The sequence below is a fragment of the Curvibacter sp. CHRR-16 genome (genome assembly GCF_018474005.1).
In the GTDB taxonomy this organism is placed as follows: Bacteria; Pseudomonadota; Gammaproteobacteria; order Burkholderiales; family Burkholderiaceae_C; genus Allorhodoferax.
Window position 1 is genome coordinate 290,104 of the sequence record NZ_JAHCSH010000001.1, and the last position, 13,350, is coordinate 303,453.

Consider the following 13,350-nt stretch of genomic DNA (forward strand, 5'->3'; position numbering starts at 1 on the left):
AATCTTTCGTGGGCTTCAGGCTCGGATGGCACGCAAGTAGCCCAAGATTATCGCCGCTTTGCCCAACGGGTGAGGTCTTGGGCTTGCACGCAGTAAAAGTAAAGGCACAATCACTGTTATGAATATCGTGATTCTGGATGACTATCAGGACGCAGTGCGCAAACTGCAATGCGCAGACAAGCTCGATCCCTACGCTGCCAAGGTGTACACCAATACGGTCAAAGGAATAGGTCAACTCTCCATCCGATTGCGTGATGCCGATGTGTTGGTGCTGATCAAAGACCGTACCAACATTACCCGCCAATTACTGGAAAAGTTGCCCAAGCTCAAACTTATTTCTCAGGCTGGTTCCTTGGGCAGTCATATCGATGTGCAGGCCTGTACCGAGCGTGGTATTGCTGTGGCGCAAGGAGCGGAGAATCCTGTAGCCGCTGCAGAATTGACGTGGGCCTTGGTCATGGCATCAATGCGACGTTTGCCCCAGTACATTGGCAACCTCAAGCATGGGGCATGGCAGCAATCGGGCTTACGAACGGCGGCGATGCCGACCAATTTTGGTTTGGGGCAAACTTTGCATGGCAAAAAGTTGGGTATTTGGGGCTATGGCCAGATTGGTAAGCGGATAGCCACCTACGGGCAAGCTTTTGGCATGCAGGTCATGGTGTGGGGCAGTGACGCCTCACGTTTGGCGGCGTCGGCGTCAGGGCTGGAAGTGGCTGAGTCAAAAGAACAATTTTTCAGCCACAGCGATGTGTTGAGCTTGCATTTGCGCTTAACCGATCAGACCCGTGGTGTGGTGAGTTCGGATGACTTGGCATTGATGAAAAACACCGCATTGTTGGTCAATACCTCGCACCCTGATTTGGTGGAGAAAGATGCCCTCATTGCAGCCTTGAACCGAGGCCATCCGGGTTGTGCGGCGGTGGATGTGTTCGAGTCTGAGCCTATTTTGCAAGGCCATGCTTTGCTGCGCTTGGAAAACTGCATTTGCACCCCCCACATTGGGTATGTAGAGGTGGACAACTACGAGTTGATGATGGGATCAGCCTTTGATAACGTGGTCAACTTCATCAAAGGCTTGCCCAGCAATATCGTTAATCCGGGTGCTTTGCAAGTGCGTCGTTGACGATGGCTCTTTGGCTTACTCGATCACCAAATCGAGTTTGCCAAAAGATGTGCTGATGCGTTGACCCTCTTGCTCTCCATAAAGCATGAAGCGCAGCAGATCATTGAGGTACAGCAGTTCTTGCAGTGCTCCCAAAGAGAAGCGGTGTGACGAGAGGGGTGAGCCCACGCGCAGTAATCCTGAGATGTACTCCAATCCTTCTGCTTGTGGCCAGCGCACAGCAATGCCTTGGCAAACGTCTGGAAACTCTTCCAGCACATCGTGTGGCATGCCCCACTCCTCAAATGAGGGGATCAAACCCATGAAAATCATTTCAAACTGGGCGCGGTATTGCTCGAAGTGCACACGACGTCCCAGCAGGTGCAAAGCTTTGAGCAGATCCAAGTACAGACCTGGTGCAGAGTAGGGCCGCTCTCGGATTTGCTGCTCCAAGATGGCGATTGCTTCATCGTGCTCGCCAAGCGCCATGAAGAAATCAGCCTGTTGGCGCAAATCGTCCAAGTCGGCCGACAACAAAACTCCGGTATCAGGCGCAGCATCGTTTGGCACATAGGCTTGCACAGAGGCTGGAGCGGTGAAAGCACTGGGGCTTTGTTGGATGGTGATGTTGTCGGATTCGGGATCGCTCAGCTCAATGTGTTGGCTTGGCAGCGTCTCAGCGGTATGCAGGGCGGGGGCATTTGAAGACACTGCAGGCATATCCGACAGATGTGTTTGTCGCCGTATATCGGATGCGGTGCGGGTGTGCTCTTCCCACCAAGGCTGTTTGTCCAACAAGAGTTGGCGATTTTGTCGCCATAGCCAAGCTACGGCGGCTATCAAAGACAGACTCAATAGCCCTATGGCATAGACCAAAGGATTGGTGTAGCGTGCTTGCTGGCTTGCCTCCAGTTGGTTTAAGACGGCATCTATGCGTTGTTGGTTTTGCTTGTCTTGTTCACCCAGTTTGGCGACGGCTTTTTCCAGTTGTTCAATGCGCGCCGCATTGTGCTGAATGTCTTCGGGGGATTGGTTGATGGCCTTCCACAAAGCTGCAGCAGCCAGTCGCTGTTCAGGGTTTTCGCTCGGGGGTGTTGCAAGCTCGGAAGAGAGTTTGAGTGCTGGTGCTGTTTCTAGTGTCCAATCCAATGCTGTAACGCGCAATCGGGGTCGTTGCCCAGTCGCTGGCGCGGTACTTTTAACGGTTTGTTTGTTGTTGGTCGTGTCGGCAATAGGGGGCTTTGCGGCACTTTTTGATGCGGCTGGCGTGCGGGTTGTGGACTCGCTTGGCGTTGCCAGTGGTTGCAGCGGTGTTGCTGCCACAGTGGTTGCAGGGGTGGCGTAAATCTCAACCGGCGTTGGCTTGAGGGGCGCTTGGGCTGTTGCAGTCGCATGCGGTGGCGGATCTGCCAGCAAAACGTAACGGCGGGTGGTTTTTCCCGAACATTTGTCGCGCAAAACCACAGTCACTACAGGTTCATCTACCGATGCGGCATGCTGAATGCGTATGGCAAATGGCTGTCCTGCTGGTGGCAGGCTGTTTGGCAGGGTAAGCAAGCCTACGTGCTTGCGGGTCTCGCCATACAGTATTTCGCTTTCCAGACAAAAGCGGCTTCGCTCATCCTCGGTACTGAGTTGTACTTCCACAGCGATGTTCAGTGCTTGCCCCAGATAGACTGGGCCTTGCACGGGACCCAGTACTGCGGCATGGGTCAGCGCACTGCATAAAACCAAGGGGGTGGCTGCAAATGGCTGGAAAACTCTTAACTGCATGATGGCTTCATTTTCGCATGCTGATTAGGAGTGGATGGGCTTGGCCACATTCATTTAATTTGAACTTACTCAACAATCGCATTCAAAAAATATGCCATCTGAATCCCTAGACTCCCCAGCCATGACACAGCAAACACCTATCTCTATCCAACGTTACAGCATGCCAGCCATTGTGATGCATTGGTTGTTGGCACTCGTGATTTTTGGCTTATTCGGCATGGGGCTGTACATGGCTGATTTGCCTTTCTCTCCCACACGCCTAAAGCTCTACAACTGGCATAAGTGGGTAGGTATAACGTTTTTAGCACTTACCGTACTGCGTTTGGTGTGGCGCTTGACGCACCGTCCACCAGAGTTGCCTGCCTCGGTCACAGCGGCCATGCCGGCGTGGCAGCGCATGGCCCACCATGGCACCCACCACATGCTGTATGTGCTGTTTTTTGCGGTGCCCCTGATTGGCTGGGCGTATAGCTCTGCAGCGGGTTTCCCCATCGTGGTGTTTGGCGTCCTGCCATTGCCCGACTTTGTGCCCGCTGACAAAGCCTTGGCAGAGCTGATCAAGCCTTGGCACGAGTTGAGTGCTTTTGCCCTCGTGGGTTTGGCTTTGCTGCACATCGGTGCAGCACTCAAGCACCACTTCATCGACAAAGATGGCCTGATCAACCGCATGCGCCTAGGCCGTTAACCGCTTACTTATTGACAGGAGTATTTATGACCACTCTCAACCGTTGGGTCTCAGTAGCAGCGTTGGCCGCTGCAGTCGCTAGCCCTGCCATGGCACAGCAAAAACTGGTTTCAGCCCAAAGCGAGATTGCATTCGTTAGCAAGCAAATGGGCGTGCCCGTTGAAGGGCACTTCAAAAAGTTTGATGCCCAGCTCAACTTTGATCCCGCCAAACCTGCTACCAGCAAGATTGCTTTCACCGTCGATGTGGCCAGCGCCACATTGGGCGTGAAAGAAACCGATGCCGAATTGCCCAAGTCCGTGTGGTTCAACACAGCCAAATTCCCGCAGGCTACCTTCCAGTCCACCAGCATCAAAGGTTTGGGGGGTGGCAAGTTTGAAGTGGCTGGCAAGCTCAGTATCAAAGGTGCCAGCAGCGATGTGGTCGTCCCCGTGACGCTGACCCAGAGCGGTGCCAACACCACTGCCACAGGCAGCTTTGCTATCAAGCGCCTGACCTACAAGATCGGTGAAGGCGAGTGGGCTGATACGTCCATGGTCGCTGACGATGTGCAAGTCAAGTTCAAGTTGGCCCTCACAGGTGTGGGCAAATTCTGATTTTTGTTGTTATTTCTATTTTTTAACCAACCCTTTGTTTCACAGGAGAAACCATGCGTAAAACTGCAATCACCCTCGCTTTGGCCGCAGCGGCTCTATCTGGCGCAGCCCATGCACAAGCTGCTAACTACGCCATTGATCCTACCCACACTTTTGTGACTTTCGAGATCGACCACTTCGGTACTACCACCAACCGTGGCCGTTTCGACAAGAAAGAAGGCACTGTGCAGCTGGAAAAAGGCAAGTCTGGCAAGGTCAGCATCACAGTCGATACCACGTCTATCAACACCGGCACAGAAGCTTTCAACAAGCACTTGCAAAGCCCTGACCTGTTTGATGCAGCCAAGTACCCCACCATCAAGTTTGAAGCCGACAAGTTTTCCTTCGCTGGCGACAAAGTCACCGAAGTGGCTGGTAACCTGACACTGCACGGTAAGACCAACCCCGTGGTGTTGAAGGCTACCAAGTTCAACTGCTACGAAAACCCCATGATCAAGCGCGAAGTGTGCGGTGGTGACTTTGAGGCCACTATCGACCGCACTGCATTTGGTATGGACTACGGCGTGCAATGGGGCTTCCCTAAGAACGTGCGCTTGGTCATCCAAGTAGAAGCAGTGAAGCAATAAACCCAGTTCAAACGGAGTCCCTGTGTCCAGTGCCAGACTGCCCACGTACTATTTGTCGCACGGAGGTGGTCCTTGGCCCTGGATGCCAGAAATGGCTCCTGCTATGCAAATGCTGACGCGATCCTTGCAGGGCATCCCGCAGCAGTTGCCACAAGTGCCCCAAGCCATTTTGATGGTGACGGCGCATTGGGAAGAGTTCCACGTCACCGTGTCGGGCAGCACGCAGCCTGGCATGGTGTACGACTATGGCGGCTTTCCTGCCCACACTTACGAGGTGGTGTACCCGGCACCCGGCGCGGTGGATCGCATTGAGCGCGTCAAAACCTTGCTGGAAAGCGCTGGCCAATCGTTGGCCATAGACCCTACCCGCGGTTACGACCACGGCAGCTTTGTGCCATTGGCCGTGATGTACCCGCAGGCGCAAGTGCCTGTGCTGCAAATGTCGCTCAAGCGCGGCTTGAACCCAGCCGAGCATTTGGCCATTGGGCGCAGTTTGGCCCCCCTGCGCGATGAGGGTGTTCTCATCGTCGCCAGCGGCCTGAGTTTCCACAATTTGCGTGCGTTTGGCCCCCCAGCCAAACAAGTCTCGAAAGTGTTCGACGACTGGTTGCAGGCCACTTTGGCTGCCAGTCCTGCAGAGCGCAGTGCCCAATTGCTGCAGTGGGAAAGCGCCCCCGCAGCACGCCAGTGCCATCCGCGTGAGGAGCACCTGATTCCCCTCATGGTCGCCGTCGGTGCGGCAGAGCAGGGCGATGCCACGTGCATTTACCACGAGGAAGACTTTTTCGGCGGCATCACTGCATCCAGTTTCCGCTTTCAGTAGTACGCCAGCTATGTACGCCACCTGGCGTATTGGGCATTTCCAGCAGCCAACCTACAGTCAATTCAACGCTGACAGACAGCCTTGGGCCACTGGCCCAGCATGGCTGGCAGCGCTGCAAGACTGGTTTGGTTCTGTTCAACTTCTGGAGAAGCCCACATGCAACGTCGCTTTACGCTCAAGGCACTGACTGCTGCCGTAGCCCTGTCCTCTCTGTCTGCGGTTCCCGCCTTCGCAGCAGACACCATCAAAGTAGGTGTGCTGCACAGCCTCTCAGGCACCATGGCCATTTCGGAGACGGTTCTCAAAGACACCGTGCTCATGGCCATCGATGAAATCAATGCCAAGGGTGGCGTTTTGGGCAAAAAGCTCGAACCTGTGGTGGTAGACCCCGCCTCCAATTGGCCCCTGTTTGCTGAGAAAACCAAGCAGTTGCTAACCCAAGACAAAGTGGCCGTCATCTTTGGTTGCTGGACTTCGGTGTCGCGCAAATCCGTGCTGCCCGTGGTCGAAGAACTCAACGGCCTGCTGTTCTACCCCGTGCAGTACGAGGGTGAAGAGCTGAGCAAAAACGTGTTCTACACCGGCGCTGCTCCTAATCAGCAAGCCATTCCCGCTGTGGAATACCTGATGAGCAAAGACGGTGGCTCTGCCAAGCGCTTTGTGCTCTTGGGTACTGACTATGTGTACCCCCGCACCACCAACAAAATCCTGCGCGCTTTCTTAAAGAGCAAGGGCATTGCCGAGTCCGACATCATGGAGGAGTACACCCCCTTCGGCCACTCGGACTACCAAACCATCATCGGCAAGATCAAGAAGTTCTCTTCCGAAGGCAAGAAAACTGCTGTGATCTCCACCATCAACGGCGACTCCAACGTGCCGTTCTACAAAGAGCTGGGCAACCAAGGTCTCAAGGCCAAAGACGTTCCTGTGGTGGCCTTTAGCGTGGGTGAAGAAGAACTGCGCGGCGTAGACACCAAGCCATTGGTCGGCCACTTGGCTGCTTGGAACTACTTCATGAGCGTGAAGAACCCTACCAACGACGAGTTCATCAAGAAGTGGAGCGCATACGCCAAGGCCAAGGGCATTGCTGGTCACAAAGACAAGCCTTTGACCAACGACCCGATGGAAGCCACCTACATCGGCATCAACATGTGGAAGCAAGCGGTGGAGAAAGCCAAGTCCACCGATGTGGATAAGGTCATTGCCGCCATGGGGGGCCAGACCTTCAAAGCCCCTTCTGGCTTTACCGCCAAGATGGACGAAAAGAACCACCACTTGCACAAGCCTGTGTTCATTGGCGAAGTCAAGGCCGATGGCCAGTTCAACGTGGTGTGGAAGACCCCCGGCCCTGTCAAAGCCATGCCTTGGAGCCCCTACATCGAAGGCAATGCTGGCAAGCCTGACGAGCCTGTCAAGAAGTAAGCATTGGATCGCATCTAGCTCCTAAAGAAGCACCGCTGCGGTCTGTTGGAGATCGCAGCGGTTGCTGCACATCCATGGTGGAGCCACACAGGAGACCTGGGCGTATGCCAGTGATTCGCAACCTTGTTCTTTCGCTTGCTATATTTTTGATAGCTGGCCAAGCTTATTCCTTAAGCCTTGCAGAAGCAAAAGCCATTGCAAGCGGTGACAACGATGCCCGCGTGGCTGCCTTGCAAGCCGCGCTGGCGCAAGCCGATGACACCACCTTGCACTACTTGCAGGCCATGGCCAACGACAGCGTCAAGCTGGTGGCGGGAAAACCTGTCATCGTAGTGGACGGCCAAGGCAAAGACCCGGTGAGCGGTGCTGCCGTTGCCGTGCCGGCCGATGCCGAAGATGTAGTCAACAACAACCGCATGCGCGGCGAGATAGACGCTGCGCTGGCAGGGTTGCAACTGCTCTCCACTGAGGCGGCCGTGCGCCGCGAGGCGGTGAAAACGCTGCAAGGCCAAGAGCTGGACGACAGCAAATTGTCCTTGCTGGACAAAGCATTGGCGCAAGAAAAACAGACCGATATTCGCGCCGTGCTGCAGCAGTTGCGCGCGGTGGCCTTGCTGGGAAGCCGCGACGCTGCGCTGCGCATAGAAGCCGCGCAAGCACTGGCTGACAGCACCGAGTCCAATGCCAAGTCGCTGCTGGGTGAGCGCTTGCAAACCGAAACCGACCCGGCGGTCAAAGCCGCCCTGAACAAAAGCCTGGCCGCTGTGAACGCCCGCTTGGCCTGGGGCGACAAGCTGGGAGCGCTGTTCACGGGTTTGAGCCTGGGCTCTATCTTGCTGCTGGTGGCGTTAGGGCTTGCCATTACCTACGGGCTGATGGGCGTCATCAACATGGCCCACGGCGAGTTGATGATGATTGGCGCCTACGCCACCTATGTGGTGCAGGGCTTGTTCCAGAAATACCTGCCCAGCGCTTTCGACTGGTATTTGCTCGCCGCACTGCCCGTGGCGTTTATGGCATCGGCCTTGGTGGGCGCGGTGCTTGAGCGCAGTGTGCTGCGTTTCTTGTACGGCCGCCCACTGGAGACGCTGCTGGCTACGTGGGGCATTAGTCTGGTGCTCATGCAGCTCGTGCGCAGTGTGTTTGGCGCGCAAAACGTGGGCGTAGAAAACCCCAGCTGGATGAGTGGGGGCATCACCTTCTTGGGCAACCTGTCTTTGCCCTACAACCGCCTCATCATCATGGCCTTTGCCTTCGCGGTGCTGGCAGCGGTGGCGCTGCTGATCAGCAAAACGCGGCTGGGCCTGTTTGTGCGTGGGGTGACGCAAAACCGCCCCATTGCCGCCTGCATGGGCGTCAACACCGCCCGCGTGGACACCTACGCATTCGCTCTGGGCTCAGGCATTGCCGGCTTGGCCGGCTGCGCGCTCAGCCAAGTGGGCAATGTGGGGCCCGACTTGGGCCAAGGTTACATCGTGGACTCGTTCATGGTGGTGGTGCTGGGCGGTGTGGGCCAGTTGGCAGGTACGGTCTACGCCGCCATGGGGCTGGGCATTTTGGGCAAGCTGCTCGAAGGCTTTGCCGGTGCCGTATTGGCCAAGATCGCCGTGTTGGTGTTCATCATCGTGTTCATTCAAAAACGCCCCCAAGGCATCTTTGCCATGAAGGGCCGGAGTGCTGAAGCATGAGTAGTTCTGCAATCGTGTTGCCGCCCGCCCAGCCGCTGCTGGCGCGTTCGGGTTGGACGGCGTGGCTGGTGGCTTTGGTGTTGTTGTGCGGCGTGGCCCCGGTGCTCAACCTGTGGGTGCCTGCGGGTAGTGTGTTCCACCTGAGCGACTTTGCCGTAGCGCTGTTAGGCAAGATCATGTGCTACGCCATTTGTGCCTTGGCCATGGATTTGATCTGGGGCTATACCGGCATCTTGTCGCTGGGCCACGGCCTATTCTTTGCCTTGGGTGGCTACGCCATGGGCATGTACCTGATGCGCCAGATCGGGCGCGATGGCAACTACCAGAGCGACTTGCCCGACTTCATGGTCTTTTTGGACTGGAAAGAACTGCCGTGGCACTGGGCGCTGAGCAGCAGCTTTGCCGCCACGCTGCTGCTGGTGGTGGCAGTGCCGGGTTTGGTGGCACTGGTGTTTGGCTATTTTGCTTTCCGCAGCCGCATCAAAGGGGTGTATTTTTCCATCATCACCCAGGCCATGACCTTTGCCGCCATGCTGCTGTTCTTTCGCAATGAGACCGGGTTTGGCGGCAACAACGGCTTTACCGACTTCAAGCGCATTGCCGATGTGCCGTTGGCCACGCCGGGCATGCGCATGCTGCTCTTTGTCCTGACTTCCTGCACGCTGCTGGGCTTTTTCTTGCTCGCACGCTGGTTGGTCACGTCCAAGTTTGGCCGTGTGCTGCAAGCGGTGCGCGATGCCGAGAGCCGCGTCATGTTCAGCGGCTACAACCCGCTGGGCTACAAGCTGGCCATCTGGGTCATCAGCGCCATGATGTGTGGGGTTGCGGGAGCCTTGTATGTGCCGCAGGTGGGCATCATCAACCCCAGCGAAATGAGCCCGGCCAACAGCATTGAAATGGCGGTCTGGGCGGCTGTGGGGGGGCGCGCCTCGCTCATCGGCCCCATCGTGGGCGCATTCTTGGTCAACGGAGCCAAGAGCTGGCTCACGGTCACCTATCCCGAGTTCTGGCTCTACTGCTTGGGTGCCTTGTTCATTGCCGTCACCTTGTTCTTGCCCCAAGGGGTGGTGGGCTTGGTTGCCAAGCTGAAGAAAAACAAACATGGAGGGCAATCGTCATGACCCCCGAACTCATGCAAGCAGGCGCTGAGCGCTTGCAGGCTTACCAAGCTGGTCAGACCCAGCGCACGGGCAACACCGAGTCGGGCGGGCGTGCCGCAGGCTTTGCCCGTATCGCCAAAGCGGGCGAGGTCGATGTGACCCATGGCCGCATCTTGTACTTGGAGGACGTGCATGTCAGCTTCGATGGCTTCAAAGCCATCAACGGGCTGAGCTTGGACATTGCCCCCGGTGAGTTGCGTTGCATCATCGGCCCTAACGGCGCAGGCAAGACCACCATGATGGACATCATCACGGGCAAAACGCGCCCTGACTCGGGCACGGTCTACTTTGGCAGCACCATCGATTTGCTGCGCTACCGCGAGGCCGATATTGCCCAACTGGGGATTGGCCGCAAGTTCCAAAAGCCCACGGTGTTTGAGCAATTGAGTGTGCTGCACAACCTGGAGCTCGCGCTCAAGACCAACAAAGGCGTACCGTCTTCCTTGTTTTTCAAACTGGACTCCGCCCAGAGCGACCGCTTGGCCGAGGTGCTGCACACCATCCACCTGGCCGAGCATCTCACGCGCCCTGCTGGGGAGCTGAGCCATGGCCAAAAGCAGTGGCTCGAAATTGGCATGCTGCTCATGCAAGACCCCAAACTACTGCTGCTCGATGAACCCGTTGCCGGCATGACGGACGAAGAAACTGCCCGCACAGCCGAGCTGTTTCTTAGCCTCAAGGGCAAGCATTCGCTCATGGTGGTGGAGCACGATATGGGCTTTATCCGCACCATCAGCGACATCGTGACCGTGCTGTGCGACGGCTCGGTACTGGCCCAGGGCACGCTGGACGAAGTGCAGGCCGACGAGCGCGTGATCGAGGTGTATTTAGGACGGTGACATGCTGCAAGTAAACAATATCCATCAGTACTACGGCGGCTCGCACATCCTGCGCGATGTGAGCCTGAGCGCCGCCATGGGCCAAGTGACGGTGGTGCTGGGCCGCAACGGTGTGGGTAAAACCACGCTGCTCAAGTCCCTCATGGGGCTGGTGCCCATCCAATCCGGCAGCATCACCTTGGGTGGGCAAGCCATTGCAGGCATGACGCCCTACCAGCGCGCCCGCGCGGGTGTGGGCTATGTGCCCCAAGGGCGTGAGATTTTTGCCCGCCTGACGGTAGAAGAAAACCTGCGCATGGGCTTGGCCACGCAAAAGGGCAGCACGCCCATACCGCCGGAGTTGTTTGAACTCTTTCCCGTGCTCGACCAAATGCGTCACAGACGAGGCGGCGATTTGTCGGGCGGACAGCAGCAGCAATTGGCCATTGCCCGCGCACTGGCCGCCAAGCCCCAAGTGTTGATACTGGATGAACCGACCGAGGGCATACAGCCCAGCATCATCAAAGACATTGGTCGCGTCATCCGCATGCTGGCAGACCGGGGTGACATGGCCATCTTGTTGGTGGAGCAGTACTACGACTTTGCCGAAGAATTGGCCGACAGTTATGTGGTGATGGAACGCGGTGCTGTCATTGCCAGTGGCCCAGGCAGTGAGATGCAGGCCAAAGAGGTGCGCAAGCTGGTGGCGATTTAAGCCAGCCCCCAGCCTTCAGAGGCCGCTACCTGCTTGCGCAGGTGCGGCTTTTAGCCATCAGTAGCTACTGGTCAGTACCGACTTTTGCTGGTTGCGCGCAACCCAAGCGGGATACTCTTTTTGCAGCAAAGGCAGGGCTTCGCTGGTGTACCAGTTGTACTTCACGCGGCGTTCGTACGAGACTTCTTCAAAGGTCTCGCGGGGCTTGCTGTCACGGCCTGCGAACAGGGGGCGGCCTGTGTTCAGGTCGTAAAAACGGGCCCAAGTGGGGGAGGCCTTGTCGTCCTTGACGATCACAAAGTCAAAACCGTATTCCGTAGTGCGGTCTTCGCGGCGCACGCGCTTGATGCCCGTGACTTTGGCTGCATCCAACCATGCCACAGCACTCTGAATAGCATCCACCACCGCGGGTGTGGGCTTGTCAATGCTCAGCAAAAAGCGGATCACGTTCACGCTTTCTCCACCACTGATGGAGGCCAGTTCAAATGCACGGCCCATGGCGGGGGTCAAGGTGTTTTCGTCGTACTGGGCACACCAGCCAGTGCGTTTGCCATTGACCACGATTTGCGTGCGCACAATCATGTCCACGCCGGCTTTGTACGCTTTGTCGGCACGGCGTGCCAAGTCGGTGCTGACAAAGTCAAAGTCGCCAGTGCGCAGGGCCACATCGCGCATGATTTCCAGCACATTGGCTACGGCATCGTCGTTGAAGGTCACGCGGGCTTTGTAGCCTTGGGCATTGGGCCAGTACTGTTGCCAACCCCCGCTTTTGTGTTGGGCTGCCAGCAGGTATTCAATGCCTTTGAGCGCGCTGTCGCGAAAGCGTGCTTGCTGGCTGGCTTTCCAAGCCCGTGCCAAAGCAATGATTTGCTTGGTGGTGGAGTCGTTGTCGATGGTGGATTTGATCTTGAAACCGCTCAGTGCTGCGCGGTTCAGTGGGGTGGTGAGTGACGTATCGCGTTCCACCTTGGGCCAGCCACCGTCTTCGTTTTGGTAGCCCACAATCACATCGGCCACGGTAGTGCCTTGCGCGGATGACCAAAAGTCCGGCTTTTGGTCGCCCAAGTTGGCTTCCATCACCGGGCCGCCCTTGGCAATGCCGGCTGTTTTCTTGCTCACGGGTAAGACCAGCGATGCACTGAAGCGCTGGCGGGCTTTGTCCCACTTGCTGTAGGCACCGAATTGGTCAAACAACCACCAGACCGACACCCACATATTGTTGTTGCGCCACTCAGGGGCTACATCCATGTTGATGGTTTGGCCATCCACTTGCGCGCCAACAACGCCTGCTGTGACTTGAACCGTGCGTCCGTTGAGTGTGTAGTTAGCGGTTTTGCTGGCGGGGTTCAGGTGAGCGTGGCCACCCAAAGCTTCGAAAATTTCACTCACTGGCGCAAACACCTTATCGCCGGGCAGCAGCTCGGGCTTGGTGTACAGGCCTTCTTCCAACTCTTGGTAGCCGCCGTCGATAGAGTAGTTGGGCTCCCCAATGATGAACGCAATGGTTTGCAAAACACCATCGGCACGGCTGGGGGACACCCCTGAAGGGGCCGCTGTGCTGGAAACAGAGGTTTGGGCGGTGACTACGCCGCAGGCGAGCAGGCATGCTGCAAGCACCACGCTGTGCGCACGAAAGTGAGCCATGGGGGAATACTCCTAGTTGTCTGACGTGTAATGAGTTATTTATACCCCAGTAGGTGCAAAACAGTAGAAGTAATTACCCTAGTCCTTGTTTTCTAACTTTCAATGCGGCCCTCGTCAGACATCTGGGCATGGTTTGCATCAACTTGGGGCTTTTGCACCCATATGGCCAGTCGGTTTGCCATTCTTTTGTGCGCATGGGCCTTTCGGCGTGTTTTTTTCACTCGAAGGGCCATTTTTTCTATGGCATGCGTATTGCTTTGGATGTTTTGGTATTACCAAATTTGTAGTTAGTAAT

Annotated in this window: 12 protein-coding genes; 10 read left to right on the forward strand and 2 right to left on the reverse strand. The window is 56.6% G+C overall.

Features of this window, described 5'->3' with window-relative positions:
* Positions 1-118 precede the first annotated feature (118 nt).
* Positions 119-1,126 carry a D-2-hydroxyacid dehydrogenase family protein gene (locus KIK84_RS01400; protein ID WP_214121194.1) on the forward strand — a complete coding sequence of 336 codons (1,008 nt, stop codon included), beginning with the start codon at positions 119-121 and terminating at the stop codon, positions 1,124-1,126.
* Positions 1,127-1,141: 15 nt separating this feature from the next.
* On the opposite strand, the gene KIK84_RS01405 is transcribed toward KIK84_RS01400, so the two are convergent.
* Positions 1,142-2,878 carry a type IV pilus assembly protein FimV gene (locus KIK84_RS01405; protein ID WP_214121195.1) on the reverse strand — a complete coding sequence of 579 codons (1,737 nt, stop codon included), beginning with the start codon at positions 2,876-2,878 and terminating at the stop codon, positions 1,142-1,144.
* Between the two features lie 121 nt (positions 2,879-2,999).
* On the opposite strand from KIK84_RS01405, the gene KIK84_RS01410 reads away from it, so the two are divergent.
* The 9 genes from KIK84_RS01410 to urtE all read left to right on the forward strand — a co-directional run bounded on the left by KIK84_RS01410 (position 3,000) and on the right by urtE (position 11,411).
* A complete protein-coding gene (locus KIK84_RS01410) occupies positions 3,000-3,563 on the forward strand; it encodes a cytochrome b (protein WP_214121196.1) in 564 nt (187 codons plus the stop codon).
* 26 nt (positions 3,564-3,589) lie between these two features.
* The gene (locus KIK84_RS01415) at positions 3,590-4,159 is read left to right on the forward strand and encodes a YceI family protein (protein WP_214121197.1); all 570 of its coding nucleotides are present in this window, start codon (positions 3,590-3,592) and stop codon (positions 4,157-4,159) included.
* A 53-nt stretch (positions 4,160-4,212) separates the two neighbouring features.
* Positions 4,213-4,785 (forward strand): YceI family protein, encoded by a 573-nt coding sequence (locus KIK84_RS01420; RefSeq protein WP_214121198.1) that lies wholly within the window; start codon positions 4,213-4,215, stop codon positions 4,783-4,785.
* Positions 4,786-4,867: 82 nt separating this feature from the next.
* On the forward strand, positions 4,868-5,608 hold the full coding sequence (locus KIK84_RS01425) for a DODA-type extradiol aromatic ring-opening family dioxygenase (protein WP_250207721.1): 741 nt from the start codon (positions 4,868-4,870) through the stop codon (positions 5,606-5,608).
* Between the two features lie 156 nt (positions 5,609-5,764).
* Positions 5,765-7,030, forward strand: a complete 1,266-nt coding sequence (gene urtA, locus KIK84_RS01430; protein WP_214121200.1) for an urea ABC transporter substrate-binding protein — start codon at positions 5,765-5,767, stop codon at positions 7,028-7,030.
* Positions 7,031-7,134: 104 nt separating this feature from the next.
* Positions 7,135-8,718: an urea ABC transporter permease subunit UrtB gene (gene urtB, locus KIK84_RS01435; RefSeq protein WP_214121201.1), complete on the forward strand. Its 1,584-nt coding sequence runs from the start codon at positions 7,135-7,137 to the stop codon at positions 8,716-8,718.
* Entirely contained in the window at positions 8,715-9,839 is a 1,125-nt protein-coding gene (gene urtC / locus KIK84_RS01440; protein WP_214121202.1) for an urea ABC transporter permease subunit UrtC, read from the forward strand. Before urtB ends, urtC begins: the two co-directional genes overlap by 4 nt.
* Positions 9,836-10,717, forward strand: a complete 882-nt coding sequence (gene urtD, locus KIK84_RS01445; RefSeq protein WP_214121203.1) for an urea ABC transporter ATP-binding protein UrtD — start codon at positions 9,836-9,838, stop codon at positions 10,715-10,717. Before urtC ends, urtD begins: the two co-directional genes overlap by 4 nt.
* A gap of 1 nt (position 10,718) precedes the next feature.
* The gene (gene urtE, locus KIK84_RS01450; RefSeq protein WP_214121204.1) at positions 10,719-11,411 is read left to right on the forward strand and encodes an urea ABC transporter ATP-binding subunit UrtE; all 693 of its coding nucleotides are present in this window, start codon (positions 10,719-10,721) and stop codon (positions 11,409-11,411) included.
* 57 nt (positions 11,412-11,468) lie between these two features.
* On the opposite strand, the gene pelA is transcribed toward urtE, so the two are convergent.
* Positions 11,469-13,055, reverse strand: coding sequence for a pectate lyase (gene pelA, locus KIK84_RS01455; RefSeq protein ID WP_214121205.1), 1,587 nt, complete (start codon positions 13,053-13,055; stop codon positions 11,469-11,471).
* Between the last annotated feature and the right edge of the window lie 295 nt (positions 13,056-13,350).